The 24,303-nt window shown below is 71.9% G+C and carries 23 protein-coding genes; 11 read left to right on the top strand and 12 right to left on the bottom strand.

Annotation, left to right across the window (positions count from 1 at the left end):
- Window positions 1-168, top strand: a 168-nt coding sequence (locus ACFZDA_RS11715) for an isocitrate/isopropylmalate family dehydrogenase (RefSeq protein ID WP_391080083.1), incomplete at its 5' end; no start/stop codon positions are given.
- A 72-nt stretch (window positions 169-240) separates the two neighbouring features.
- Window positions 241-1,377 (top strand): N-methyl-L-tryptophan oxidase, encoded by a 1,137-nt coding sequence (gene solA, locus ACFZDA_RS11720; RefSeq protein WP_391078610.1) that lies wholly within the window; start codon window positions 241-243, stop codon window positions 1,375-1,377.
- A 57-nt stretch (window positions 1,378-1,434) separates the two neighbouring features.
- Here solA and ACFZDA_RS11725 read toward each other — a convergent pair whose 3' ends face one another.
- Together ACFZDA_RS11725 and ACFZDA_RS11730 are read right to left on the bottom strand one after the other, a co-directional pair.
- Window positions 1,435-2,172 carry an NAD(P)H-dependent oxidoreductase gene (locus ACFZDA_RS11725; RefSeq protein ID WP_391078613.1) on the bottom strand — a complete coding sequence of 246 codons (738 nt, stop codon included), beginning with the start codon at window positions 2,170-2,172 and terminating at the stop codon, window positions 1,435-1,437.
- A 143-nt stretch (window positions 2,173-2,315) separates the two neighbouring features.
- Window positions 2,316-2,927, bottom strand: a complete 612-nt coding sequence (locus ACFZDA_RS11730; protein ID WP_391078616.1) for a TetR family transcriptional regulator C-terminal domain-containing protein — start codon at window positions 2,925-2,927, stop codon at window positions 2,316-2,318.
- A gap of 119 nt (window positions 2,928-3,046) precedes the next feature.
- Between ACFZDA_RS11730 and ACFZDA_RS11735 the strand changes: the two genes are divergently transcribed.
- The 3 genes from ACFZDA_RS11735 to ACFZDA_RS11745 all read left to right on the top strand — a co-directional run bounded on the left by ACFZDA_RS11735 (window position 3,047) and on the right by ACFZDA_RS11745 (window position 5,517).
- Window positions 3,047-3,958 carry an alpha/beta fold hydrolase gene (locus ACFZDA_RS11735; RefSeq protein WP_391078618.1) on the top strand — a complete coding sequence of 304 codons (912 nt, stop codon included), beginning with the start codon at window positions 3,047-3,049 and terminating at the stop codon, window positions 3,956-3,958.
- A 175-nt stretch (window positions 3,959-4,133) separates the two neighbouring features.
- Window positions 4,134-4,838, top strand: a complete 705-nt coding sequence (locus tag ACFZDA_RS11740) for a DUF2071 domain-containing protein (RefSeq protein WP_391078621.1) — start codon at window positions 4,134-4,136, stop codon at window positions 4,836-4,838.
- A 4-nt stretch (window positions 4,839-4,842) separates the two neighbouring features.
- Entirely contained in the window at window positions 4,843-5,517 is a 675-nt protein-coding gene (locus ACFZDA_RS11745) for a hypothetical protein (protein WP_391078624.1), read from the top strand.
- 160 nt (window positions 5,518-5,677) lie between these two features.
- On the opposite strand, the gene ACFZDA_RS11750 is transcribed toward ACFZDA_RS11745, so the two are convergent.
- Window positions 5,678-6,691: a substrate-binding domain-containing protein gene (locus tag ACFZDA_RS11750; RefSeq protein ID WP_391078627.1), complete on the bottom strand. Its 1,014-nt coding sequence runs from the start codon at window positions 6,689-6,691 to the stop codon at window positions 5,678-5,680.
- Between the two features lie 290 nt (window positions 6,692-6,981).
- On the opposite strand from ACFZDA_RS11750, the gene ACFZDA_RS11755 reads away from it, so the two are divergent.
- From ACFZDA_RS11755 to ACFZDA_RS11770, 4 genes are all read left to right on the top strand, one after another.
- The gene (locus ACFZDA_RS11755) at window positions 6,982-7,947 is read left to right on the top strand and encodes a glycoside hydrolase family 6 protein (RefSeq protein WP_391078630.1); all 966 of its coding nucleotides are present in this window, start codon (window positions 6,982-6,984) and stop codon (window positions 7,945-7,947) included.
- A 126-nt stretch (window positions 7,948-8,073) separates the two neighbouring features.
- Entirely contained in the window at window positions 8,074-8,835 is a 762-nt protein-coding gene (locus tag ACFZDA_RS11760; protein ID WP_391078633.1) for a ZIP family metal transporter, read from the top strand.
- A 95-nt stretch (window positions 8,836-8,930) separates the two neighbouring features.
- Window positions 8,931-9,902, top strand: a complete 972-nt coding sequence (locus ACFZDA_RS11765; RefSeq protein ID WP_391078636.1) for an ATP-binding cassette domain-containing protein — start codon at window positions 8,931-8,933, stop codon at window positions 9,900-9,902.
- Window positions 9,899-10,690 (top strand): ABC transporter permease, encoded by a 792-nt coding sequence (locus ACFZDA_RS11770; RefSeq protein WP_391078638.1) that lies wholly within the window; start codon window positions 9,899-9,901, stop codon window positions 10,688-10,690. The genes ACFZDA_RS11765 and ACFZDA_RS11770 overlap by 4 nt, the downstream gene beginning before the upstream one ends.
- Here ACFZDA_RS11770 and ACFZDA_RS11775 read toward each other — a convergent pair.
- Window positions 10,671-13,805 carry a BTAD domain-containing putative transcriptional regulator gene (locus tag ACFZDA_RS11775; protein WP_391078641.1) on the bottom strand — a complete coding sequence of 1,045 codons (3,135 nt, stop codon included), beginning with the start codon at window positions 13,803-13,805 and terminating at the stop codon, window positions 10,671-10,673. The two genes, ACFZDA_RS11770 and ACFZDA_RS11775, sit on opposite strands and share 20 nt — an antisense overlap.
- A 352-nt stretch (window positions 13,806-14,157) precedes the next feature.
- Here ACFZDA_RS11775 and ACFZDA_RS11780 point away from each other — a divergent pair, with 352 nt between their 5' ends.
- A complete protein-coding gene (locus ACFZDA_RS11780) occupies window positions 14,158-16,212 on the top strand; it encodes a glycosyltransferase (protein WP_391078644.1) in 2,055 nt (684 codons plus the stop codon).
- Window positions 16,213-16,278: 66 nt separating this feature from the next.
- On the opposite strand, the gene ACFZDA_RS11785 is transcribed toward ACFZDA_RS11780, so the two are convergent.
- The 3 genes from ACFZDA_RS11785 to ACFZDA_RS11795 all read right to left on the bottom strand — a co-directional run bounded on the left by ACFZDA_RS11785 (window position 16,279) and on the right by ACFZDA_RS11795 (window position 18,847).
- Window positions 16,279-16,554: a substrate-binding domain-containing protein gene (locus tag ACFZDA_RS11785; protein WP_391078646.1), complete on the bottom strand. Its 276-nt coding sequence runs from the start codon at window positions 16,552-16,554 to the stop codon at window positions 16,279-16,281.
- Window positions 16,555-16,567: 13 nt separating this feature from the next.
- A complete protein-coding gene (locus ACFZDA_RS11790) occupies window positions 16,568-16,990 on the bottom strand; it encodes a hypothetical protein (RefSeq protein ID WP_391078649.1) in 423 nt (140 codons plus the stop codon).
- Between the two features lie 84 nt (window positions 16,991-17,074).
- Window positions 17,075-18,847, bottom strand: a complete 1,773-nt coding sequence (locus tag ACFZDA_RS11795) for a thiamine pyrophosphate-binding protein (protein ID WP_391078652.1) — start codon at window positions 18,845-18,847, stop codon at window positions 17,075-17,077.
- Window positions 18,848-19,142: 295 nt separating this feature from the next.
- Here ACFZDA_RS11795 and ACFZDA_RS11800 point away from each other — a divergent pair, with 295 nt between their 5' ends.
- A complete protein-coding gene (locus ACFZDA_RS11800) occupies window positions 19,143-20,729 on the top strand; it encodes a cytochrome b N-terminal domain-containing protein (protein ID WP_391078655.1) in 1,587 nt (528 codons plus the stop codon).
- A gap of 21 nt (window positions 20,730-20,750) precedes the next feature.
- Here ACFZDA_RS11800 and ACFZDA_RS11805 read toward each other — a convergent pair whose 3' ends face one another.
- From ACFZDA_RS11805 to coxB, 5 genes are all read right to left on the bottom strand, one after another.
- Complete coding sequence (locus tag ACFZDA_RS11805) at window positions 20,751-20,906, bottom strand: hypothetical protein (protein WP_391078657.1); 156 nt, start codon at window positions 20,904-20,906, stop codon at window positions 20,751-20,753.
- A 149-nt stretch (window positions 20,907-21,055) separates the two neighbouring features.
- The gene (locus ACFZDA_RS11810) at window positions 21,056-21,535 is read right to left on the bottom strand and encodes a hypothetical protein (RefSeq protein WP_391080086.1); all 480 of its coding nucleotides are present in this window, start codon (window positions 21,533-21,535) and stop codon (window positions 21,056-21,058) included.
- 50 nt (window positions 21,536-21,585) lie between these two features.
- Window positions 21,586-21,945 carry a hypothetical protein gene (locus ACFZDA_RS11815; protein WP_391078660.1) on the bottom strand — a complete coding sequence of 120 codons (360 nt, stop codon included), beginning with the start codon at window positions 21,943-21,945 and terminating at the stop codon, window positions 21,586-21,588.
- Window positions 21,942-23,618 (bottom strand): cbb3-type cytochrome c oxidase subunit I, encoded by a 1,677-nt coding sequence (locus ACFZDA_RS11820; protein ID WP_391078663.1) that lies wholly within the window; start codon window positions 23,616-23,618, stop codon window positions 21,942-21,944. The genes ACFZDA_RS11815 and ACFZDA_RS11820 overlap by 4 nt, the downstream gene beginning before the upstream one ends.
- A complete protein-coding gene (gene coxB / locus ACFZDA_RS11825) occupies window positions 23,615-24,256 on the bottom strand; it encodes a cytochrome c oxidase subunit II (protein WP_391078666.1) in 642 nt (213 codons plus the stop codon). Before coxB ends, ACFZDA_RS11820 begins: the two co-directional genes overlap by 4 nt.
- Window positions 24,257-24,303: the final 47 nt, after the last annotated feature.

The raw sequence follows: 24,303 nt of genomic DNA on the forward strand, positions 1-24,303 counted from the left end.
ATCTGGTCCGCGGCCATGATGCTCGACCACCTCGGCCATCGCGCCGCGGCCAGGGACATCACGGACGCGATCGCCGCGGTCCTGGCCAAGACCGACATCCGCACCCGTGACCTGGGCGGAACCGCGACCACCGCCGAGTTCACCGACAAGCTGATCGAACTCCTCTGAGCCGGCACGGTGTCAGCACCGTGCTGGGGGGCGACCACCACCCAGACCACACCATCGAAAGGGAGCGACCTCATGCGCAACCCGAAGCGTGTCGCCGTGATCGGTGCCGGCAGCATGGGCAGCCAGGCCATGTGGCGCCTTGCCGGCCGCGGAGCCGAGGTCATCGGCTACGACCGGTACGCGCCGGGTCACGACCGCGGCGCGGCCGGGGGCGAGAGCCGCATCTACCGAGCCGCCCACCTCGGCGAGCCCGGGTACGTTCCGCTGCTGCGGCTCGCGGACCGGATGTGGGAGCAGCTCCAGGCGGAGACGGGCCGGCCGCTGCTACGCCGCAGCGGCAGCCTCGTGATGGGAGAGACCGCCTCACCGTCCATGCGCCTTCTCCTGTCCACCAGCGCCGCCCAGGGGCTGGATCACGAGGTGCTGGACCGGGAGGAACTCGCCCGCCGCTACCCCCAGCACCGGCTCCCGGACGGACACACCGCCGTCCTCGACCGGTTGGGCGCCGTCATCAGGCCCGAGGCAGCGGTCCAGGCCGCGGCCGCCCGCGCCGAACAGCTGGGCGCCCGGCTGCACCGCTACACCCCCGTGCGCGAGGTCGTCCCCGCGGCGGGCGGCGGGGTGCAGATCGTCACCGACCAGGGCACGGACCATGTGGACGCCGCCGTGGTGACCGTGGGGCCCTGGATCAACACCCTGCTCCCGGACCTTCCCCGCAGCGTCGACATCCGCCGGGTGGTCTGCTCCTGGCACCTGCCCACCCGCCACGACTGGTTCGCGGGCGGGGCGCCCCCCTTCGTACGCGCCACACCCCACGACTGCTTCGGACTCCCCTCGCCCGACGGCCTCTCCGTCAAGCTCGGTCTCTCCTTCGCCCGCCACCTGCCGGTACCCGACCCCGAACGGCTCGACCGCACCGTCCGCCCGGAAGAACTCGCCACCTTCCACAAGCTCATCCGTGAACTCATGCCCGACCTGAACCCCGACCCCATCAGGATGTCGGCCTACATGGAGGGCTACACGGAGTCCGGGAACCCGCTCGTCGGCCGTCTCCCCGGCGAGGACGACGTCATCGTCATGGCCGGATTCTCCGGCAGCGGCTTCAAGATGTCGCCCGCCATGGGCGAGATCGCCGCCGACCTGGCACTCGACGGCACCACGGAACACCCCATCGACTTCCTCGCACCGGCCGGGGCCGGCGCCGCCTGATCCCCGGTATGTCGCGTGCTCGGACTCGGGCGAACTCGGCGGTGCCGAACCACACGCTCAGCGATGCTCGGGGTTGTCCGCCCCCGGGCGGCAGCCCGCGTCCCACTCCGTGCGCTGGTTGCCGTGGGCCGGGATGCCTCCGGAGCGTTTGAGCAGGGCCGCCAGGTGCATCAGGTTCCAGGTCATGAAGGCGGTGTTGCGGTTGGTGAAGTCGTTCTCCGGGCCTCCCGAGCCGGGGTCCAGGTAGGAGGGGCCGGGTCCGGCGGCACCGATCCAGCCCGCGTCCGCCTGCGGTGGGACGGTGTAGCCGAGGTGCTGAAGGCTGTAGAGGACGTTCATGGCGCAGTGCTTGACGCCGTCCTCGTTACCGGTGATCAGACACCCTCCGACACGTCCGTAGTAGGCGTACTGCCCCTGGGGGTTGAGCAGGCTGGAGCAGCTGTACAGGCGCTCGATGACCTGCTTGGTGACGGAGCTGTTGTCGCCCAGCCAGATGGGTCCGGCCAGGACCAGGATGTCCGCTGCCATCACCTGCTCGTACAGCGCCGGCCAGGCGTCGGTGGCAAAGCCGTGTTCGGTCATGTCGGGGTAGACGCCCGGTGCGATGTCCTGGTCGACCGCGCGGACGAGCTGCGTGCTCACCCCTTGCGCGTCCATGATCGCCCGGCTCTTGTCGATGAGTCCCTGGGTGTGGCTCAGCTGGGGCGAGGGCTTGAGCGTGCAGTTGATGAAGAGGGCACGCAGGTCGTCGAAGCGGTATCCGTCCTCAGCGGACGGGGTCGGCGGTGCTGCCATGGGGGCCTCCGGGGAGATCCATCAGAAGGGTCCTGGGGCGGGTGCCAGCGGCAGCGTCTCGCGGAAATCCCGTGCTGTCCCGTTACGACGCACCGGCACTCGGTGGGTTCGGCTGAACTGCGCCCGCCGCCGTGAGTCCGAGGTCACGCGTCACGGGCACGGAAGACTCGGTTCAGCTGGTGCTCCAGCACCGCGGTGGCGGACTCCGGACTGCGCTGGCCGACCAGGATGCCGGTGCCGAGTCCCGCGGACAGGGCGAGCAAGCCGGCCGCCTCCAACCGCGGGTCCACACCGGGCTGGAGGAGGGCCGCCTCCTGCGCCTGCCGGAGGAGTGCGGTCAGGGCGTCTTCGGCGGCGTCGGGGTTCTTGATGAAGGGCTGGGCCGCCAGCGCCGGGTCGTTCACGGACAGCACGGCGTACGACGTGTAGAGGTGGTGGAAGGTGCGGCTCTCCTCATCCGTCGGCAGCGCCGCCATCAGCAGCGCCTCGACCATCGCGCGCGGACCGGGGCTGTCCCCGGCGGCCCGCACACGGGCGGAGACCCGCTCCCCGAATCGCTCCGCCAGGTGCTCGAGCCCGAAGAGGAGCAGCTTCTCCTTGGTCTGGAAGTAGTACTGCACCAGCCGCAGTGACACGCCGGCCTCCGCTGCCACATCGCGCATCCCGACGGCATGCAGCCCGCGCCGTCCAGCGACCCGGACGAGCGCCTCGGCGATCTCGGTGCGCCGTTCTGCGTGGTCCACGCGCTTGGGCATCGGCTGGTTCTCCGCTCATGTCGTGTTGCTGCCGTGGCTCCCCGGAGCCTGTTGATGATACATCTGTACCAACATCGTGGTACGTTCGTATCACGAAACCGAGAACGCCGGAGGTGCCCATGGCCCAGACCGCTGCCCGTACCCAGGCCGATGTCGGCCGCTACGTGAGCGATGCCTGGCGAGAGCGGTACTTCGCGGCCTGCGATGCGGTCTACGCACGGGGAGCGGCCGTGCTCGCGGAAGAGGACGTGGAGACGTCCTTCGCCACCACGCACGTCTACCACTACGGCCCCGCGAGCGAGGCGGCCCGATCCCGCACCCCCGTCGTGCTGGTGCACGGGGCGGGCTCCTGCTCCGCCATGTGGTACCCGAACACCCCCGCCCTCAGCGCGCAGCGCCCGGTCTACGCGATCGACACCCCGGGGGATCCCGGCCGCAGCGTGCAGCGCGAGCCGATCCATCGCCCCGACCACGCCGCGCAGTGGCTGGAGGAGACACTCGCCGGACTCGGCCTCGATCGCGTGCACCTCGTCGGCACCTCCTACGGTGGATGGCTCGCTCTCAACCAGGCGCACCGCGGGCCCGGTCGCCTCGCCTCGGTCACGCTGCTCGACCCCGGGGGCCTGGAGAAGGTGGGGCTGCGCTTCTTCGTCTGGATCTTCGCCGGTTTCTTCGCGACCTTCGCACCCAAGGCGTTCCGCCCGCGGCTGGCGGCCTGGCTGGAGCAGCCGGTCCTCGTCATGCCGGAGCTGCGCGCGATGATCAGAACGGCCGTCCGCGCCTACCGCATACGCCGCCCGGCGCCGCTTCCCCTGTCCGAGGAGGAGCTGTCCACCATCCGAACCCCGCTCTACCTGGTGCTCGGCAAGCGAAGCCTCCTCGTGCACCCGCAGCGGCAGGCCGAGCGCGTACCGCGCCTGATCCCCGGTGCCCGGGCCGAGATCATCTCCGGCACGGGCCACGGGCCGCAGATCGACCACGCGGAGGAGATCAACCGCAGGATGCTGGATTTCATGGCCTCCATCGACTGACGACGTCAGCACGGGTGCGCCATGGGCGCCCTGCTCCCGGCAGTACGGAAAGAAGCGAACGGCGTCCGACACCGTCGCCTGCTCCCCGCCGCCGCGCGTCCCGGCCGGCCGGGCGTTTCCGCCGCTCACGTCGGGGGACTCGCCGTGCGTGGTCGCGTATGGAGCGGAGCAGCGGGTGCGCGTTCCCGTGCTCCGGGCCGGCTGGCTGAGGCAGACGTTCGTCCACTGGGCCTTCCCGCCGGACACGGTCCGGGCGCTGCTGCCCGGGGAACTGGTGGTGGACGAGTACGACGGGGCGGCCTGGGTGGGGTTCACGCCCTTCGTGATGGCGGATGTGCGCCCTGCCGCGGTGCCGGCCACGGTGCCCGGTATCCCGACGTTCGCGGAGACCAACCTGCGGACCTACGTTCGGCACCGGGACGGGAGGGACGGGGTGTGGTTCCTGTCCATCGAGGTCGCCTGCCCGCTGATGCTGGCGGCCCGGGCCGTCGGCGCGCCGTACAACCCGGGCACGCTGAGCGTCTCCCTGGACGGGGACGCCGTGTCGTACGCCGGGTCCAGGTGGGTCGGCGAGGCCTCCTACCGCCTGGTGGTCCGGCCCGGGGACCCGGTCACGCCCACCGAGCGGGACGTGTGGCTGACCTCGCGCTGGCGGGCGTACACCCGTCGGCTCGGCATGCTCTGGGAGACGCCGGTCGAACACGAGCCCTGGCCGCTGGCCGACGCCGCCGTCGACGTGCTGGAGGAGACGCTGACCACCGCGGCAGGCCTTCCCGCGCCCACCGCCGCGCCCCTGGTGCACTTCTCGGAAGGGGTTCGGCACGTGCGGCTGGGCGTGTCGAGGCCGCGTGTCCCGACGCCGGACCGGTCCGGGGAATAGCACCGTGAGCCGCACGCGCGGCACCCGCGAAGGGCGCTCACGGCTGCGCTTCGACGGCTGGATCGCGGGCGTGGGCACCTCGTCGGGGACGCGCGTCGTGCTGGGCCACTGGCAGCGGTCGCCGTTCGGGCCGTTCAGCGACGTGATGATCGAGCGGGCCGACGGGGAACGGCTGCTGCTCGCGCCCTCGCACCGGACGGCGGACTTCGTCGGTGGCACCTACAGCTTCGACTCGGTGCGTGTCGTGCCGGTCGACGTGAGCGTCGCGGACGACACCTGGACGGTCACCGCGGGGCCGCTCGAACTGCGCTTCACGGTCGGCCGGCGACGGCCGGCGGGCGTCCTGCTGCGGGCCGTGCCCGGCGCGCTCGCCGCCCGCCCGGCCTGGGCTGCCCTGACGAACGGACCCGCCCGCCTGCTGCCGACCCACGTGCGCACCCGCGGCCGTACCGGCGTGCGACGCCGCGAGTGGTACGGCGTACGGGACATGCTGCCGATCGGCGTGGTGTCCGCGGTCTTCGAGGGCCTCGACCTCGGTGTCACGGCACCGGTCGCACCGCCCGTGCGCTTCGGATTCGGATCGGTACCCCGCAGGCCCGCCCTCACACGGGTCACGACGACGGTGGAGCCGGCCTGGGGGCGCCGAAGGAGCCGCACCGCGCGGCGCGCAGGGCGGTGAAGCCGGCCCCAGGAGCTGGAACGCGCCGGTGGGCGGCCCATACCGCCGCGATGTCCGACCCAGCCCCCCATCCCCGGGAGCCACCCCGCAGCGGCCCAGCAGACAGGGCCTCAGATTCCGTCACCCGTCTCGGCGTTGCCGGCTGCGGCGTTCCGGCCCGTCAGGCGCTTGACCGGACGATCAGCCGCGTGGGCAGGATCAACGGGGTGGGGTCGTGTCCGTTGACGACCGTGACGAGCATGCGTGCCATCTCCCGCCCGAGAGCCGTTATGGGCTGGTGCACGGTGGTGAGGGGCGGATCGGCGACCTGGGCGACGGTCAGGTCGTCGAAGCCGACGACGGCGATGTCGGCGGGGACCGCCCGGCCGGCCGAGCGCAGGGTGCGCAGCGCCCCCGCCGCCATGTTGTCGTTGGCGGCGAACACCCCGTCCACGTCGGGATGGCGGGCCAGCAGGACGGCCATGGCGGCAGCTCCGCTGGGCTCGGTGAAGTCCCCCTCCTGCGGCGGCAGCGGATCGAGCCCGGCCGCCAGCAAGGCGTCCCGGTAGCCGCGGTACCGGGCGCGCCCGGCCTCGGTGTCCATGCGCCCGCAGATCGCGGCCACGCGAGTCCGGCCGCGCGACACCAGGTACTCGGTCGCCTCGCGCGCTCCGCCGACGTTGTCGACGTCCACGAACCACCGGGGAGCCGAGCCGACCGGGCGCCCTCCGAACACGACGGGCATCTCCGCCTCCTCGGCCATACCGGCCAGCGGATCGCCCTCGCGCAGCGCCATCAGCATGACACCGTCGGCTCCCTTGGACCGGAAGAGCTCCTCCACCCGCTTGCGGCCCCGGTCGGAGGCGGCCAGACACAGCATCAGATGCAGATCGGCCTCCTCCAGAGCGCTCGACGCCCCCACGATCACCTGGGCGTAGAACGGATCCGCGAAGATCGACGGATCCTCTCCCGAGACGACCAGTGCGGCCGCTCCCGTCTGACGCGTGGCCAGGGCACGGGCGGTCGGATTGGGCACGTAACCGAGTTGCCGGACAGCCCGTTGCACCGCCTCCCGTTTGGCACGGCTGACATGCGGAGCGTTGTTGAGGGCACGGGAGGCCACGGAACGGGAGACACCGGCGCGTTCGGCCACCTCGTCGAGCGTCGGCTGCCGACGCGGGGCATCCTCTGCCATGAACCACGAGCCTTTCCCTGGACCGCGACGCCCCCCAATTCTGGGACCGCTTCCAGTCTCACGGCCATGGAGGCGTGTTCCCGCCATACGCATCACATGAGGCATCGACCCTTGACAGCTCAACTACCCCGCCACACCATACCGAACACACCCCAGCGATTTTCCAGTGTTGTTGGGATCGCTTCCAGTGGGAGCGCTCCCAAGATCAGGTCGTACCACCGCTCCTGCTCAGGTCGCGCGCTCGGGACCAGAGCGTGCGACGTCCCCTGCCAGGAAATCGAGGTTCCGTCATGCGCAGCAGACTCCGCGCCTTGGCAGCAGCGCTCTTCGCCCTGCCACTGGCGTTGGCCGCCGCACCGTCCGCCCACGCGGCCGACCCCACCTCCATGACCAGCGGGTTCTACGTGGACCCCGACTCCAGCGCGAAGAGGTGGGTCGCCGGCAATCCCGGCGACGGCCGGGCGGCCGCCATCAACGCGAACATCGCCAACACCCCGATGGCCCGCTGGTTCGGCTCCTGGAGCGGCACCATCGGCACCGCCACGGGCGGGTTCGCGGGAGCGGCGGACCGCGTCGACAAGCTCCCCCTCCTCGTCGCCTACAACATCTACAACCGCGACTACTGCGGCGGGCACTCCGCGGGCGGCGCCGCCTCGCCCTCCGCCTACGCCGACTGGATCGCCCAGTTCGCCGGCGGGATCGCGAACCGCCCTGCCGTCGTCATCCTCGAACCGGACTCCCTCGGCGACTACGGCTGCATGACCCAGGCCCAGATCGACGAACGGGAGGGCATGCTGACCGGCGCCCTCGCCCAGTTCAGCCGTCAGGCCCCCAACACCTGGGTCTACATGGACGCCGGCAATCCACGCTGGGCCGACGCGGCGACCATGGCCCGGCGCCTGCACGAAGCCGGCCTCCGACAGGCCCACGGCTTCTCGCTCAACGTCTCCAACTACGTCACCACCACCGAGAACACCGCGTACGGCAACGCCATCAACCGTGAACTGGGCTCCCGTTACGGCTACACCAAGCCGTTCGTCGTGGACACCAGCCGCAACGGCAACGGCTCCAACGGCCAGTGGTGCAACCCCTCGGGCCGCCGCATCGGCACCCCCACCCGGCTGGGCGGAGGCGCCGAGATGCTCTTGTGGATCAAGGTTCCGGGCGAGTCCGACGGCAACTGCGGCGTCGGAGGCGGCTCGTCGGCCGGGCAGTTCCTCCCCGAGGTCGCCTACAAGATGATCTACGGCTACTGATCCGGGACTCCCGTGGCCCGGTACGCCTTCCCCACGACCGGGCCACGGGGCCACGAAGTCGTACGCCGCCCCTTACCACGCGGTCCCGGCCCGTTGATCCACATCCTCGGCGGGTACCCGGTCGGCATGGCTGACGTCGTACAGGCTGGACTGTGGGGGCTGGTGGCGGGCTCGGCGCTGCTGCTCGGTGCCGCGCTGGGATACGGTCTGCGGGTACCGCAGAAGGCGATCGCGATCGTGATGGCCTTCGGGGCCGGAGTGCTGATCTCAGCGGTGTCGTTCGAGCTGGTCGGGGAGGCGTACGAGCAGGCGGGGCTCGCCCCCGCGGCCCTCGGCACCCTCGCCGGCGCCCTGGCCTACACCGGGGGCAACATCTGGCTGGCCCGCCGGGGTGCGCGCCACCGCAAGCGCTCCGGCCACGATCGGGCGCAGGCGCAGCCGTCGGAGGCCGAGCAGGGCGGGTCCGGGACGGCGCTCGCTCTCGGCGCCCTGCTCGACGGTGTGCCGGAGTCCGCGGTGATCGGCGTCAGCCTGCTCGACGGCGGCGCGGTCAGCCTCGTGACCGTGGCCGCGGTGTTCATCAGCAACGTCCCCGAGGGACTGTCCAGTTCGGCGGGGATGAAGAAGGCCGGCCGCACCAAGGGGTACGTCTTCGGCGTCTGGACGGCGATCGCCGCGGCCGGCATGGTGTCGGCCGTCCTCGGTTACACGGTGGTCGGTTCCTTCTCCCCCGCCGTGATCGCCGCGGTGACCGCGGTGGCGGCCGGGGCGATCCTCGCCATGATCGCCGACACGATGATCCCTGAGGCGTTCGACGAGGCGCACCTGGCCATCGGGCTCGTCACCGTCAGCGGCTTCCTCGTCTCCTTCGCCCTCTCCCACACCTGACCGCCGCGCTGGGGTGCTGACGGCAACGCCCGGTTTCAGGGCGTTGAAAGCACCCTGAAACCACGCTGAACGCGCCCTGCCGCACTCTCTGCGGCATGACCACAACGACATCCCGCTCACTCGCCATCGCGGCCAAGGGGCTGCGCAAGGCGTACGGGGACAGGACGGTCCTCGACGGCATCGACCTGGCGGTGCCGGCCGGTACCGTCTTCTCCCTGCTCGGCCCGAACGGCGCCGGCAAGACCACCGCCGTCAAGATCCTCTCCACCCTCGTCACCGCCGACGCCGGCGAACTGCACGTCGGCGGCCACGACCTGGCCACCGCGCCGCAGGCGGTGCGGGCCGCGATCGGTGTCACCGGGCAGTTCTCCGCCGTGGACGGGCTGATCACCGGCGAGGAGAACATGCTCCTCATGGCGGACCTGCACCACCTCTCCCGAAGCGAGGGCCGCCGCAGGGCCGCCGAACTCCTTGAGCGTTTCGACCTGGTGGAGGCCGCGAAGAAGCCCGTCTCCTCCTACTCGGGCGGCATGAAGCGCCGCCTCGACATCGCCATGACGCTGGTCGGCGATCCGCGGATCATCTTCCTCGACGAGCCGACCACCGGCCTCGACCCGCGCTCCCGGCACACCATGTGGCAGGTCATCCGCGAACTGGTCTCCGACGGTGTCACCGTCTTCCTCACCACCCAGTATCTGCAGGAGGCCGATGAACTCGCCGACCGCATCGCGGTGCTGAGCGAGGGCAGGCTCGCGGCCGAGGGCAGCGCCGACGAGCTGAAGCGGCTCGTCCCTGGCGGGCATGTGCGGCTGCGGTTCACCGACCCGGCCGCGTACCGGTCCGCCGCCGTCGCCCTGCGCGAGGCCACCGGGGACGACGAGGCGCTGTCGCTGCAGATCCCCAGCGACGGCGGCCAGCGCGAGCTGCGCGCCATCCTCGACTGGCTGGACTCGGCCGGCGTCGAGGCGGACCAGCTGACCGTGCACACCCCCGACCTCGACGACGTGTTCTTCGCCCTGACCGGCGGTGCCGGCGTCCCCGACCAGCCCAAGGAGACCGTCCGATGAGCGCCCTCTCCCTCGCCGTGCGCGACTCGTCCACGATGCTGCGCCGCAACCTGCTGCACGCACGGCGCTACCCGTCCATGACCCTGAACCTGCTGCTCACACCGATCATGCTGCTGTTGCTCTTCGTCTACGTCTTCGGAGGCGTGATGAGCGCGGGCATCGGTGGCGGCGGCGCCGACCGCTCGGACTACATCGCCTATCTCGTCCCGGGCCTGCTGATGATGACCATCGGCTCCACCGTGATCGGAGCCGCGATCTCCGTCTCCATGGACATGACCGAGGGCCTCATCGCCCGCTTCCGCACGATGGCGGTCTACCGCGGGTCCGTACTCGTCGGGCACGTCGTCGGAAGTGTGCTCCAGGTACTCGCCAGCCTGGTCCTCGTCGGTGCCATCGCCGTGGCCATCGGCTTCAGGTCCAGGGACGCCACGGCCCTGGAGTGGCTGGCGGCGTTCGGACTGATCGCACTGTTCGCCCTGGCGCTCACCTGGATCGCGGTCGGTATGGGCATGGCCAGCCCGAACCCCGAGGCGGCCGGCAACATGGCGACGCCGCTGATCCTCCTCCCGATGATCTCCAGCGCCTTCGTCCCGATCGACGCGGTCCCGGGCTGGTTCCAGCCGATCGCCGAGTACCAGCCGTTCACCCCGGCCATCGAGACCCTGCGCGGCCTGCTGCTCGGCACCGAGATCGGGAACAACGGGTGGATCGCGATCGCCTGGTGCGTCGGCCTGACCGGACTCGGCTACCGCTGGTCGACGTCGCTGTTCAACCGCGACCCGAAGTAACCGGCATCACGGCGCGGGCCGCCTCCCGCAACTCGTCCCGCCCCAGGGCGGCGTACTCCGACACCGCCTCGGCGTACGCCGCCCGGTCGGCGTCCTCGGCCGCCTTCCGGGCGCGGTCCGCCGACATCGTCGGCTGGAAATCGCGCAGCACCCGCAGCCGTTCGGCCAGCGCGATCAGCCGTACGGCACCGGCGTCACCGGAGGCGAGCCCCGCCATACCGAGGGCGTGCAGCACCGTCCCGATCACAGGAAGCTCCATGGGAGAGCCGGACGGACCGGCCAGCAGGGTCCGCAGCCCCTGCCGGAGCCGGTCGACCGGCTCGGGGACCAGTTCGAGACGGCCGGCGTGCGCATGCGCCGTCACCGCCACCGCCAGGGTCTGCAGCACCCACCGGTCGAAGAAGGGGTCGCCGCCGTGCGGCGAGTCGGCCGCGGCCGGCGGCTGCACGGCGCTGCGCCACAAGCCGAGCCCGACCTGTGTCAGTCCGCGGGCGAGCGCGATCTCGGCGCGCCCGAGGACGGCCATGCTGTAGTCCTCCTGCTGCGCGGTGTCGGCGCCCTCGGCCTGCCGCAGCCAGTACTCGGCCTCGTCGGGGTCGCCGCGGTGCAGGCACGCGAGGACGAGGCCCCAGCGGACGCCGATGAGATCGTGGTCGGCGCCGAGCCGCGGCAACGCCTGGAGCGCCGCCTGGAGGTGTCCGTACGCGGCCTCGCCCTGCTCCGTCTGCAAGCACAGCTCACTCAGCCGGGCGTACCCCATGACCTGGAGGAACGGATTCTCGACCGGCGCCAGTACGGCGGTCATCCGCCGGGCGGAGGCGAGCGCGCGGTCGATGTCGTGCTCCGCCTCCCAGACGTAGGTGGCGACGCCCTCCGCGATGCCGGCGAGCAGCGGCTGCTCGCTCTCGCAGAGCTCGTGCAGCACGTCGTAGTCGGGCGGCAGCATCTCCGGGATCGCGCTCACCACCACCGCGACGGCCCGCAGCAGCGTGTCCGGCGGGGCCGGGGGCAGCCGCCGGAGGGTGACGAGCTGGCGTACGACGTGCGGGCCGTAGCCCATGAACAGGCTCGTCGTGGACAACACCGCGGCGGCGCGGGCGACTTCGACGTGGTCGGGCTCGGGGTGGTAGTGCGACAGCGGCGGGCCGGTGTCCGCGGCGAGGGCGGTGAGGCGGGCGTAGTTGGAGCCGGTGGACCACAGGGCGGCGAGGACTGCGGTGAGGGCGGCGGTGGCGGGTCCGTCCGTACGGGCCAGGGCGTGCCGCAGGGCCAGCACGAGGTTGTCCTGCTCGGCCCTGACCCGCTCCCAGGCGGTCAGTGGTTCGCAGCGGAAGAGCCAGTCGTGGTACGCGACCCCGAAGTCCCGCGCCCAGGCGAGGAACCGGCCGACGGCCTCCTCTTCCTCGCCCGTTTCGGCACACCGGGCGGCGCTGAACTCCCGTACGGTCTCCAGCATCCGGAACCGTACGCCGGCCGGGGTGTCGGCGACGGTGAGCAGCGACTGATCGGCCGGCTGCTCCAGCAGGAACAGCGCGTCCTCGCCCAGCACCTGCTCCGCCGCCTCGCCCGAGAAGCCGCCGGGGAAGACGGACAGCATGCGCATCGCGGCCCTGGCGTCCTCGTCGAGCAGGTTCCAGCTCCAGTCCACGACGGCGTGCAGGGTGCGGTGGCGCTCCGGCGCGTCCCGTGCCCCGCCGCGCAGCAGCGCGAACCGGTCGCCGAGGCGGCGGGCGATCTCCGGCACCGACAGCACCCGCACCCGCGCCGCGGCCAGCTCCACGGCGAGCGGCAGCCCGTCGAGGTGGCGGCACAGCTCGGTCACCTCGTCCGCCGGCAGTGCCACGCCGGGCCGGGCGGCCCGGGCCCGCTGCGTGAACAGCTCGACCGAGGTGTCGAGGGCGAGCTCCGGCAGCGCGTACACCGTCTCGGACGTGAGGCCCAGCGGGGCCCGGCTGGTGGCGAGCACCCGCAGGTCCTTCGAGGACGAGACCAGGGCCCGTACGAGGCCGGCGGCGCCCTCGATGACCTGTTCGCAGTTGTCCAGCACCAGCAGAGCGGGCCCGGAGCCGAGCACGCCGAGGATGCCGGGCACCGGGTCGGCCGTGGCGTGGCCGCCCACGGCGCCGGGCCGTCCCTCGCCCGCGCCGAGCGCGGAAGCCACCTCCGCGGCCACGTCCGTGTCCGCGGTGACGCCGGCGAGCGGCACGACATACACCACCCGCTGCTCGGCCCGTCGGGCCACGGCGTGCGCGAGCCGGGTCTTGCCGAGGCCGCCGGGGCCGACGACGGTGACGGCACGCGAGGCGCGCAGCAGCCGCCGCACCGCCGCGATGTCCTCGTCCCGGCCGAGCAGCGGGTTCGGCTCGTGCGGCACGCCGTGCCTGGCCACGGGTGCCTCGCCGCTCAGCAGCTCCCGCTGGACGGCCTTGAGACCGGCGCCCGGATCCGTGCCGAGCGTCTCGCGCAGCTCACGGCGGTAGGCCTCGTACCGCGCCAGGGCGGCGGACGGTCCCGCCGTCGCCGCCTCGCCGCGCAGCAGTTCGGCGAGTACCTCCTCGTCGCGCGGACGCTCCGCGGCGGCCACGGCCAGCGGCCCGGCCGCCTCCGCGTGCCGGCCGAGGCGGGCGAGCGCGAGCCCGCGGGCCCGTATGAGTGTGCCGCGGACGGGGGCGCGCTCGGCGCGCAGCGCAGCCACGGGATCCTCGCTGTCACCGCTCCAGTCCGGGGTGCCCTCCCACAGCGCGAGCCCGGCCTCGGCCGCGGCCAGCGATCCCGCGTGGTCCCCGGCCCTGGCCCGGTCCGCGCTCGCGGCGGCGTGCAGCAGCAGGGCGGAGCTGTCGACCTGGTCCTCGGCGAGGGTCAGACGGTATCCGGTCGGCGTGCCGGCGATGACGTCCGCGCCCAGCTGCGCCCGCGCCCTGGACACGAGGACCTGCACCGCTTTCGCCGGCCGCTCCGGCGCCTCGGCCGGCCACAGCCCCGCCACCAGGCGCGCGGTGCTGCATCCCGTGCGCAAGTCGCCTGCGAGCAGCGCGAGGAGGGCGCGGAGCCGGGGCGCGGTGATCTCCTGTCCGCGGTGGGCGACCCGCGGCAGGAGGGTGAGGTCGGTGGTCACGCGTGCAGACTAGCCAAGGCGCCCGCCCCCGCCTTCTCTTCAGTCTCTTCAGCGCCCTGCCCGGGTCAGCATGCACCAGAGGTCCTCGCCTGCCGGTGGTGAGGCGATCACGACAGGGACGGCGGTAGCGTCACCCGGTCGGCGCAGGGCTCGGTGCGCGGTCTTTCAGCCTGCCGACGGCGCTCGGACCTGGGCAGTGTCCGTCCCTGACCGTCGGGCCGCGCCTCTCAGCGCCAAGGCCGACGGGAGAGTGCGGGCCGACCACTTTATGGTGGGCCGAGCGCGCGGTCCGGACTCTCAGGGCCGAGGCGGAAACCGTGTCGAGCACAGCCCCAGTGAGCCGGGAGTCGCCATGCCCCCTGCGGATCCTCCGCGTGTCAGCGTGATCATCCCCGCCTACAACTCCATGCCGGAGCTGACCAGGTGCGTGACGTCCGCCATGGAGCAGACGCTGGGACTCGACATGATCGAGATCATCGCCGTCGACGACGGCTCGACCGACGGCACCGGTGCCGAGCTGGACAGGCTCGGGCGCAGCTGCCCTGCCCTGCGCGTCGTGCACCAGACCAACAGCGGAGGAGCCGGAGGCCCCCGCAACACCGGCCTGGACATCGCCCGCGGGGACTACGTCTTCTTCCTCGACTCGGACGACTACCTGGGTCCGGACGCGCTGCGGCGCATGGTCGCGATGGCGGACGAGAACGGCACCGACGTCGTACTCGGCAAAATGGTGTCGGTGGACGGCCGGGCGGTCCCCACGGCTGTCTTCCAGCACAACCAGCCCAGAACCGATGTCTTCTCGTCCCACGCCTACCGCACTCTGGGCTGTTGGAAGCTGTTCCGCCGCTCGCTCATCGAGCGCCTCCACTTGAGGTTCCCGCCGTACCGCAACTGCGAGGACAAACCCTTCACGGCCGCCGCCTACCTCAATGCCGACGGTGTTTCCGTAGTGGCCGACTACGACTGCTACTACGTCCGCAACCGGCAGAACGGCAACAACCTCACCCGCACCGCCGCCGCCCTCAGCCACCGCCTGGACGGCACCCGGCTGTGTTTCGAGACCGTCGCCCGCTATGTCGAACCGGGCCCACGGCAAGACCGCATCATGCGCCGCCATGTGGAATGGGAGCTCTGCGGTCCCCTTCGCGCCCTGCTTCCGCAGGAAAGCGAACAGGAGGCCCGTGAGCGTTTCTTCCCGGAGTTCCGGCGCTGGGCACTGTCCTATGTGACGGAGGGCGTCTTCCAGCAGATCTCCCCGCCCGACCGTCTGCTGATCCACCTCCTGCGCACCGACCGGTACGACGACCTGATGGCCGTGGCCCGTTGCGCGAAGGAGGACGCCGGGCGCGGATATCTGGTCGACAAGGGCCGCGTCTACTGGTGCCACCCCTTTTTCCGGGACCCGGCCAAGGCCGTCCCGGACGACTGCTTCGACGCCACAGACCGGCTCCCGGTCCACACCGAGCTGGCCGAAGCGGCCTGGCAGGGGGACGGCGGTGTGCTCCGGCTCGCCGGCCACGCCTACATCGAGCACGTCGCGACCGTCGACCCCGGCACTCAGCTGGTCCTGCGCCCTCGCGGCTTCCCGCACCCCGGCATCCGCCGGCCCGTGACCGTGCGCACCGTCAGGAACCTGCCCGGCGAGGGCAGCCACGACAAGGCCGGCTTCTCCGTCGCCGTCGACCTCGGCACGGCGGCCGGAGGCGACCCGCTGGATCCGGGTGTCTGGGAGTTCTTCCTGGACGTACGCACGCAGGGAGTCAGCCGGACCGTGAGACTCCGGCGGCCATGCGGGGATGCGCGCGACGCGAGGACGAGCCCGGCTCAGCGAGTGGTGGCCGGCGGGTCCCGGCACCAGCACACCGTGGTGCGGCCCTTCTTCGGCCCGGACGACACCTTGTCCCTGGACGTCCGGCCGGACCGGAACCAGTTGAGTCAGACATGCCATGTCACCAGCACCGTCTGGGACGTGTCCGCACGCGGCCATCTGATCGTCAGTGGGTTCCTGACGGGCCAAGCCCGGCCTGCCCCGGGAGCCATCACCCTGTGTGCCGAGGCCGCGTCCGGCTCGGTGCACGAGGTGCCCCTGCACTGCTCGGCGGACGGAAACGGCACCGGCTTCACCGCCCGGCTCCCGGTCCGTACGCTGCCGCCGGGGCGGTGGACGATCACCCTGCACGCGAACGAGACGAAGGAGACGGCCGACGTGCCGGACCTGGGCGGGCTGACCGGCACCCACTGGTTCCGCCCGTCCCGGCTCGGCCGCCCCTACTACGCCAAGCCCCTCCCGCCCGGACGCCGGCAGGCCCTGGTCCTGCGGGTGGCTCCGGTGAGACTGGCGACGGCACTCCGCCGACGGCTCGACCCGCGCGGATGGGCCCGCGGCCGATGGGGCCGCCGGGGCTGAGTCCCGCCGCAGGCCACCCAGCGCGTGATGGTGAACGCACCGCTGTCGCCGCTGTGTTGCTCCCGCTCAGCCGGTGCGAGGCCGTGGCGGTGGTGCGGAGCTTTCCCGGACGACGAGCTCGGTGCCGATGAGGGTGACTTCCGGGTGGCGCGGTGCTCCTCGCATCTGGGACACCAGCACATCGAGGGACCGGCGACCCGCTGCGCCGAAGTCCTGGCGCACCGTGGTCAGCGGCGGCCGGAGGTAGGCGGCTTCGGGCAGGTCGTCGTACCCGACGAGGCTGACGTCACCGGGCACGTCGCGGCCCGCTTCGCGCAGGGCGCGCGGGGCACCGATGGCCATCTGGTCGTTGGTCTCAGCCTTCAGCGGGGTGGGCCCGGGCGAAGCGGAAGGCGGCGGCGCGGACGTCGCCGTGCAGGGTGAGCCGCAGGTCGTGGACGCCGTCCAGGGCAGCGGTGAGCCGGCAGCCGACGGTCGTCCAGGCATGGCGGTCACCGGTGGACGGGACCGCGATCCGCACCAGGAAGCGGTCGTCGGCGTGGAACTCCAGCGCCGCCGCGTCCGGTTCGTCGCCGCTGCGGGAGACCTCGGCCTCCACCCGGACGGCTCCCGTCAGATCGACGCAGCGGAAGAGCAGGGTCGCCGGGCGCGCCGGGTCGGCGGGGGTGACGGCGTCGCCGGTGGTGCGGGTCGCGTCGGTGATGGTGAGGTCCGCGTGGTCGTCGAAGTCTGGCCAAACGCCCCACCCCGGCTGCCGGGAGCCCGGCAGCCGGACCACTCGTCGATGCGCACCCGAGCGCGGCTCCGGCCGGCGCTCGGGCCGCGACGGCGATCCCGGCCGGGGTGAGGACCAGGCGGCCCGTCAGGCCGAGCCGGGCAAGCCGCCGACCGACGCGGTGATCCTCCGCCTCAGAAGCCCACCCGCACGGTGCGTCAGCGACGGGGCTCGGGCGCCTGCCGGGCCGTGGAACTCGGCCCAGTCGGGTGGCGTGTCCCCGTCCACCATGAACTCCAGCAGCATCGGCCCCCGCCCGGCCAGCGCGTGCTCCCAGACATCCCCCACCTGGCCCGGCCGGGTGCAGCGGATACCGGGCAGGCCGAGCAGCCGGGCGTAGCCGGCGTACGACACGGCGGGGACCTCGCCGGTCGCCGGAATGCGCGGATTCCCGGCGGTCTTCCGGCGCTCCCAGGTCAGCCGGCTGAGGTCCTCGTTGTTGAGGACGCAGAAGACCGTCGGTGGCAGGCCGGCGAGCCGCTCCAGATGCCGCCGCACGGTGATCAGCTCGTTCATGCCGCCTGCCTGCATGGCCCCGTCGCCGACCAGGGCGATCACCGGCCGTTCGGGGAGGGCCAGCCGGGCGGCGACAGCGTAGGCAACGGCTGCTCCGGGCGTGGCCAGATGCCCGGACAGGGCCGCGCGCATGCCGGTGCGCAGTTCGAGGTGGCGGGTCCACCAGTCCATCGCGGAGCCCGAGTCGGCGACGACGACGGCGCGGTCCGGCAGCCGCGCGGACAGTTCCGCGACCACGGAGCGGGGATTGATGGCCATGCCGAAGAACCGGTGGGCCTTCGAGTGGCCCTCGGCACGCCACTCCCGGACCGCGCGCTGCACGTCCGCGCGCCATCTACGACCGGACTTGCGGTGCAGCAGCGGGACGAGGGTCTCCAGGGCCGTTGCCGCATCGCCCGTCACCCGCGCGGCGAAGGACGCGTCAGGGCCCCACGGGGAATCCCCGGCGTCCGTGTCGACGGCGACGATCCGACGTCTCGCCTGCTCCGGCACCACGCGGACGTCCAAGTCCTCCGCCCCGACCAGCAGCAAGGTGTCGCAGTCGCGCAGCAGAGCGGCGGCGACCGCGCTGCCGAAGGGGCCGGCCGTGCCCGCGGCGTAGGGCAGGTCGTCGGGGAGCACGTCCCGGGCCAGCGGTGTTCTGGCGACACCGGCGCCGAGCAGTTCGGCGAGGCCCGCCACCTGCCCGGACGCCCCCGCCGCGCCCGGCCCGACGACGACCGCGACCCGGCGGCCCGCGTTCAGAACGTCGGCCGCGCGGCGTACGTCCCGCTCCGCGGGCGGCCGGAGCGGCGGACGAGGGGGCACGGGAGCGGACTGGTCCGTGGTCCGCGGGGAGCGGGGCGCCCCGGCGCGCAGAACAGCGCCGGGAATGAGCAGCGTGGCCACGCCCCGCTCCGACAGCGCCGCCCGGAAGGCACGGTCCAGGGCGGTCCCGGCGACGGCGGGGTCAAAGACCGCTTCGCAGGATGCGGAGACCTCGGTGAAGTGAGGGACCGTCTCGATGGCCGGTCGGCGACCGCCGTGTGCGGGCAGAGGCTGGTGGCCGACCAGGGCCACCACCGGCCGGCGGTCCAGCGCCGCGTCGTAGAGGCCGCTGAGGAGATGGAGTGCCCCGGAGCCGGACGGCGCGAGGCAACAGCCGACGCCTCCCGTGAGCTTGGCGTGTGCGCAGGCCATGAGAGCGGCTGACTCCTCGTGGCGCACCTGCACGAACTCCGGTGTGTCCCGACCGCCGCTCAGAGCGGTGACCAGGGCGTCCGTGTCCCGGCCCGGGAAGCCGAACACGCGGTCCACATCCCACGCCCGCAGACGTGCCGCGAGGAAGTCGGAGACGCTGGTCACGAGGACCTCCCGCACCGTAGGCCGGCTCTCGTACGACCGGGTAGCCGCGGCTCCGCCGCGCAAACAACGGCACCCCCGCTCGCGCACGCTTCCCCGTCACGGCCTGCCGGCGCGTCCCGCGTCCCTCCGACGCCGTTTCGGCCGCGCGTGCCGCGGACACCCATGCCAGGCTCGAAACGAGCAGTCGGCGGCCGGGCACGCGGTGCGGTCGCCGACGTGGTCGACAGGAGGGCGAACGCACGTGGCGGTGGCTGACCAGCACGGAAGAACCCGGTCCGCCGCGCGTGGAGAACGGGTGGTGAGCGCGCTCGACAAGCGCCTGCCGCTGCGTGAGGGGGGCAAGGAGTTCCTGCGCAAGGCGTTCCCCGACCACTGGTCGTTCCTGCTGGGCGAGATCGCCCTGTACAGCCTGCTCGTCCTCGTTGCGACCGGCGTCTTCCTGACCCTCTTCTTCCACCCCGGCATGACGGAGCAGCCGTACACCGGCTCCTACGTGCCCCTGCGGGGCGTGCTGACGTCGGAAGCGTACGCCTCGACCCTGCACATCAGCTTCGACGTCCGCGGTGGGCTGTTGATCCGTCAGATCCACCACTGGGCCGCCCTGGTGTTCGTCGCCGCGATCGGCACTCACCTGCTGCGGATCTTCTTCACCGGCGCCTTTCGACGCCCCCGGGAAGCGAACTGGACGATCGGCGTGACGCTGTTCATGCTGGCCGTACTGGAGGGTTTCTGCGGTTATTCGCTCCCTGACGATCTGCTGTCCGGGACCGGCCTGCGTACGGCTGAGGGCATCGTGCTGTCGATCCCCGTGGTCGGCACCTATCTGTCGTTCTTCGTCTTCGGCGGGCAGTTCCCCGGACACGAGATCATCCCGCGCCTGTACGTCGCCCATATCCTGCTGCTGCCGGGACTTCTGCTGGCGCTCGTCGCCGTACACCTGATCTTCATCGTCTACCACAAGCACACCCAATGGGCCCGACCTGGCAGAACCAACCGGAATGTGATCGGCAAGCCGCTCTACCCGCAGTACACCGCCAAGTCCGTCGGTCTGTTCTTCACCCTGGCGGGTGTGCTGGCCTTGCTCGGGGCCCTGCTTCAGATCAACCCGATCTGGGCGTTCGGCCCCTACCGCGCCGACCACGTCTCCCTCGACGCGCAACCCGACTGGTACGTGGGCTTCCTGGAGGGCGCGCTGCGGCTGATGCCGGGGGCGGAGACCGACGTCGCCGGACACACCGTCGTGTGGGACGTCTTCCTGCCGGGAGTGGTGCTGCCCGTCACGCTGTTCCTGATCCTCTACAGCTATCCCTTCTTCGAACGGTGGATCACCGGGCCGGCGGCCGAGCAGCATCTCTGCGACCGTCCGCGCAACCAGCCCACCCGCACCGCCCTCGGTGTGGCCGCCGTCTGCGCCTACGCCGTCCTGCTCATGGCCGGCGGCCAGGACGTGATCGCGCTCGTCTTCCACATCCCGCTGGAACTGGTGACGTACACCTTGCGCACCGCCTTGTTCCTGGTGCCGTTCCTGGCCTACCACGCCACCAAACGGGCCTGCCTGGGGCTCCAGGCAGCCGACCGCCGACGCCTGCTGGAAGGGCAGTCGGCGGCCGAGGTACGGCAGAGCGCGGACGGCGGCTACCAGCAGGCACGGACGCTGCTGCCGCCCGCCGAGACCTACCGCATCCTGGTACGCGACGAGCCGCGGCCCCGGGCACACGGTACGGAGGCATGGCGCTGGTTCCACAAGCACCGCCTCCGCAACGCGCTCAGCCGCTGGTACTTCGGCAAGCGGGTGGAACTGCCCGCGACCGGGCCGCAGCGGCATGGCGTCGAGGTCGTACGGGCCGGTCCGGGGGAGGCTGAGGATGCCGACGGCTCATGAGTGCCGGCGGTCCGGCGCCCGCTACACGGCGGCCCCGAGCCGCCGGGCCAGGTCCGTCACCCCGGTCACCTGCCGGCCGGCGGACCGCAGCGCCGACAGGTACGGAACCTGCACACGGGCCACCCATGCGGCGGCCGCAGGGGCCCGGCCGGCGCCGTCGATGTCCCAGGAGCGCATGGAGGCCGGCATCGCCGCCCCGGCCGGCACGTTCGCCGCGTGCAGCGCACGGACGGCCGCGGGCGAGGGTCAGGGCGATGCCGTCGTGCCGTACGGAGGCGAACCACACCGGGGGCACGCCGCCGGGCGGCCGTCAGCGGGTACGCGGATCACGGGCCCCCGGCCGCGAGCGGAACCGCGTCCGCGGTCGCCTGCCTCTCCTCCCGGTTGATCCATGACCAGGTGAGGGCCGCCGCGATGACACCGAGGGGCAGCATGCCGACGATCATCGCGAGTCCTTCCGCGGAGTGCCCCGCGGCGATCATCCCGAGCACGGGGAGATCCAGCAGCGGCGCGGCCAGGAACAGACAGAGGCATCGGCCGGCATCACCGGGCCGGTGTCGCGTCCGCACGACGACGGGCACCCAGAACGTCACCGCCGCCGCGAGCAGCACGAGCTCCGACACGACCGTGAGGGCTGCGGGCATCGGATGCAGCAGGTCGGCGAGCACCACCCAGGCGTGCACCACGACCAGCACGGGCAGGGCGATGACCGGCGGCAGGCTCACCCGCTCCCACATCGGCACGCGGCGCGCGAGCCACACGACGCCCGGCACCACCGCGGCCAGGACGAAGCCCGACAGAGCCATGGCGGCCACGGACGAAGGGTGCGTCACGTGCGTCGAGTGTTCCATCCCCGTCACTCCTCCCGGGCCGTGGTGCCTCGCACCGCGAGAGCCGCCGCCACCAGCAGCAGCGGGCCGGCGAGGGCGAGCAGCCACCAGCCGTAGACGAACGCCAGCGCGACGAGGAGAAGGCCCAACGCGGCGGGCGGCACCGCACCGGCCGCGCGATCCGGAACCCGGTAGCGGACGTGCTGGTCGGGCCCGGACCGGGAGGAGGCGAGCACGGCGACGGCAGCCAGCTCCAGCAGCACGACGACACCGCCCCAGAGCCAGTACACCAGCGAGTTCTCGCCGTACCCCACCAGCACCGCCAGGAGGATGCCGTTCAGTGCGCCCCAGCCGGCCACGACGACGAAGGGCAGGTGCCGCTTCACGGCGCGCTCCTCCCGGCGGCGTCCTGTTCTTCCTGACGCTGCCGGAGGTCCAGCAGCGGGGCGAAGCTGGTGACGGGCGGGACGGGGTGCTCCGAGGTGAAGTTCAGCCGGGGCGGCGGGGACGAGGTGGCCCACTCCAGGGAGTGGCCGCCCCATGGGTCGCCCGGGGCTTTCTCGGCCGTGCCCAGGGTCCGCCGGCGCAGCGCCCACAGCACATTGACGGCGAACACGGCCATGGCGGCGGCGAGGAAGGCGGCGCCGATGCTGGACAGGAGGTTCATCCAGCCGAATCCCTCGAAGGACGCGTAGGACGAGACCCTGCGCGGCATGCCGAGGTAGCCGAGGGCGAACATGGGCAGGAAGGTCACGTTGGTTCCGATCACCAGCAGCCAGAAATGCAGCCGGCCCGCCCCGTGGCCGAGCATCACGCCGGTCACCTTCGGGAACCAGAAGTACACCCCGGCGAACAGGCCGAACGCGCTGCCCGCGAACAGCACGTAATGCAGGTGCGCCACGATGAAGTAGCTGTCGGTCACGTGGTAGTCGATCACCGGGGTGCCGACCATGATGCCGGAGAGCCCGCCGATCAGGAACTGCGGGATGAACGCCAGGGCGAACAGCATCGGAGGAGCGAGCCGCAGCCGCCCGCCCACGATGGTGCCCACCATGGCGAAGTACTCCACACCCGCGGGAACGAGCAGGGCGATGGACGCCAGCGAGTAGTAGTCGTTGGTCGCCTGGCCGGTGGCGAACATGTGGTGTCCCCACACGCTCATCGACAGCGCCGCGAACACCAGCAGCGACAGCACCGTGCCCTTGTAGCCGAAGAAGCGGCGCCCGGAGAAGACGGCCAGCACCTCCGCCACCGCCGCCAGAAACGGGAAGAACATCACGTACACCACAGGGTGGCCGTAGAACCAGAAGAGGTGCTGGTAGCCGATGTTCCACACATTCGCGTCGAAGACCGACGGGTCGGCGCGGCCGGCGGCGAGCAGGCCGAGCGCGGCCAGCAGGGACGGGAAGGCGCCGATCACCATCAGACAGCTGACGATCATCGACCAGGAGAACACCGACAGACGCAGCATCGTCATGCCGTGCGTCCGTCTGCGCAGGACCGTCCACAGCACGGTCCAGCCCATGATGATGGTCCCCGTGGTGGACAGGAACACCCCCGCGATCCACAGGTCGGAGCCCGCGCCCGGCGAGTGCCGGCTGTCGGCCATCGGCGGATAGGAGAACCAGCCGTCGGCATGGGCTCCCAGGGGGGTCGCGAAGCCTGTCAGCATGACCACCGCACCGAGTGCGTAGAGCCAGTAGCCCAGCAGTGTCAGGCGGGGCATGGCGATGCCGGGAGCCCCGATCTGGAGCGGCACCAGGTAGACACCCATCCCGAGGGCGAACGGGGTGACGACCATGTAGATCATGCCGGAGCCGTGGATGGTGAACAGCTGGTTGTAGAGGTGGCTGCTCACCAGCTCCTGCTCGGGCTGCGCGAGTTGGGCCCGCATGGTCAGGGCGAGCGTGCCCATGCCCAGAAGCAGCACCAAGGCGGTACCGACGGTCAGCAGTCCGATCCGCTTGTGGTCGGTGCTGGTCACCCATCCCAGCCAGCCGCTCGGCGGGATCGGCCGTCCGCCGGTGTCTTCCGTCCCGGTGGGTGCGTCGACCGTCATACCGCCGCTCCCTGCTGGCCCTGGAGCCACCGGTCGTACTCCTCGGGCGACACGGCCTTGATCCAGAAGTGCATGGTGCGGTGCCGCTGCCCGCAGAACTCCGCGCACTTGCCCAGCCAGCGGCCTTCCCGGTCCAGGGTGAGGGTGAAGGTGTTCACATGGTCGGGGAAGGCGTCCATCTTGTAGCGGAAGTGCGGCACCCACAGTGAGTGGATGACGTCACGGGAGGTCAGCCGCAGCTGCACCGGGCGGCCGGTCGGGACGACGAGTGTCGGCAGGTCGTCGCCCCGGCAGGTCCCGGAGACGTTGCGCCGCCCGGGTGCCTGGGGGTAGCCGAAGGTCCAGCACCACTGGAAGGAGGTGACGTCGACGCGAACGGGCGGGTGTTCGGCCGCCTGGTGCTCCCGGTGGTTCTGCCATGCCGTCCACGCCACCAGGAAGACGGCGAACGCGACGAGGACACCGACGTAGTAGGCCTCCAGCCGTGGCCGCTCGGCCCTCTCGGACGCGGTCACCGACATCCCGGCCCGCCGCCTGACGAGCGCGTAGGCCACAAGGGCCAGCACGACGACGAAGACTCCGGCTGCGACGATCGACTCCAGGGCGAAGACGTCACCGAAGACATTGCGTTGCTTCACCAGGGCACTCTCTCCGCAGGGATGGCCGCGCTCTCTCGAACGAAACT

Origin of the sequence: Streptomyces sp. NPDC007991, assembly GCF_042958445.1 — a bacterium.
Classification (GTDB): Bacteria; Actinomycetota; Actinomycetes; order Streptomycetales; family Streptomycetaceae; genus Streptomyces.

Bases quoted from the DNA above. Each gene is read 5' to 3' on its own strand.
- solA (WP_391078610.1), top strand. From the start codon at position 241: ATGCGCAACCCGAAGCGTGTCGCCGTGATCGGTGCCGGCAGCATGGGC.
- ACFZDA_RS11725 (WP_391078613.1), bottom strand. From the start codon at position 2,172: ATGGCAGCACCGCCGACCCCGTCCGCTGAGGACGGATACCGCTTCGAC.
- ACFZDA_RS11730 (WP_391078616.1), bottom strand. From the start codon at position 2,927: ATGCCCAAGCGCGTGGACCACGCAGAACGGCGCACCGAGATCGCCGAG.
- ACFZDA_RS11735 (WP_391078618.1), top strand. From the start codon at position 3,047: ATGGCCCAGACCGCTGCCCGTACCCAGGCCGATGTCGGCCGCTACGTG.
- ACFZDA_RS11750 (WP_391078627.1), bottom strand. From the start codon at position 6,691: ATGGCAGAGGATGCCCCGCGTCGGCAGCCGACGCTCGACGAGGTGGCC.
- ACFZDA_RS11755 (WP_391078630.1), top strand. From the start codon at position 6,982: ATGCGCAGCAGACTCCGCGCCTTGGCAGCAGCGCTCTTCGCCCTGCCA.
- ACFZDA_RS11760 (WP_391078633.1), top strand. From the start codon at position 8,074: ATGGCTGACGTCGTACAGGCTGGACTGTGGGGGCTGGTGGCGGGCTCG.
- ACFZDA_RS11765 (WP_391078636.1), top strand. From the start codon at position 8,931: ATGACCACAACGACATCCCGCTCACTCGCCATCGCGGCCAAGGGGCTG.
- ACFZDA_RS11770 (WP_391078638.1), top strand. From the start codon at position 9,899: ATGAGCGCCCTCTCCCTCGCCGTGCGCGACTCGTCCACGATGCTGCGC.
- ACFZDA_RS11780 (WP_391078644.1), top strand. From the start codon at position 14,158: ATGCCCCCTGCGGATCCTCCGCGTGTCAGCGTGATCATCCCCGCCTAC.
- ACFZDA_RS11785 (WP_391078646.1), bottom strand. From the start codon at position 16,554: ATGGCCATCGGTGCCCCGCGCGCCCTGCGCGAAGCGGGCCGCGACGTG.
- ACFZDA_RS11805 (WP_391078657.1), bottom strand. From the start codon at position 20,906: ATGCGCTCCTGGGACATCGACGGCGCCGGCCGGGCCCCTGCGGCCGCC.
- ACFZDA_RS11810 (WP_391080086.1), bottom strand. From the start codon at position 21,535: ATGGCTCTGTCGGGCTTCGTCCTGGCCGCGGTGGTGCCGGGCGTCGTG.
- ACFZDA_RS11820 (WP_391078663.1), bottom strand. From the start codon at position 23,618: ATGACGGTCGACGCACCCACCGGGACGGAAGACACCGGCGGACGGCCG.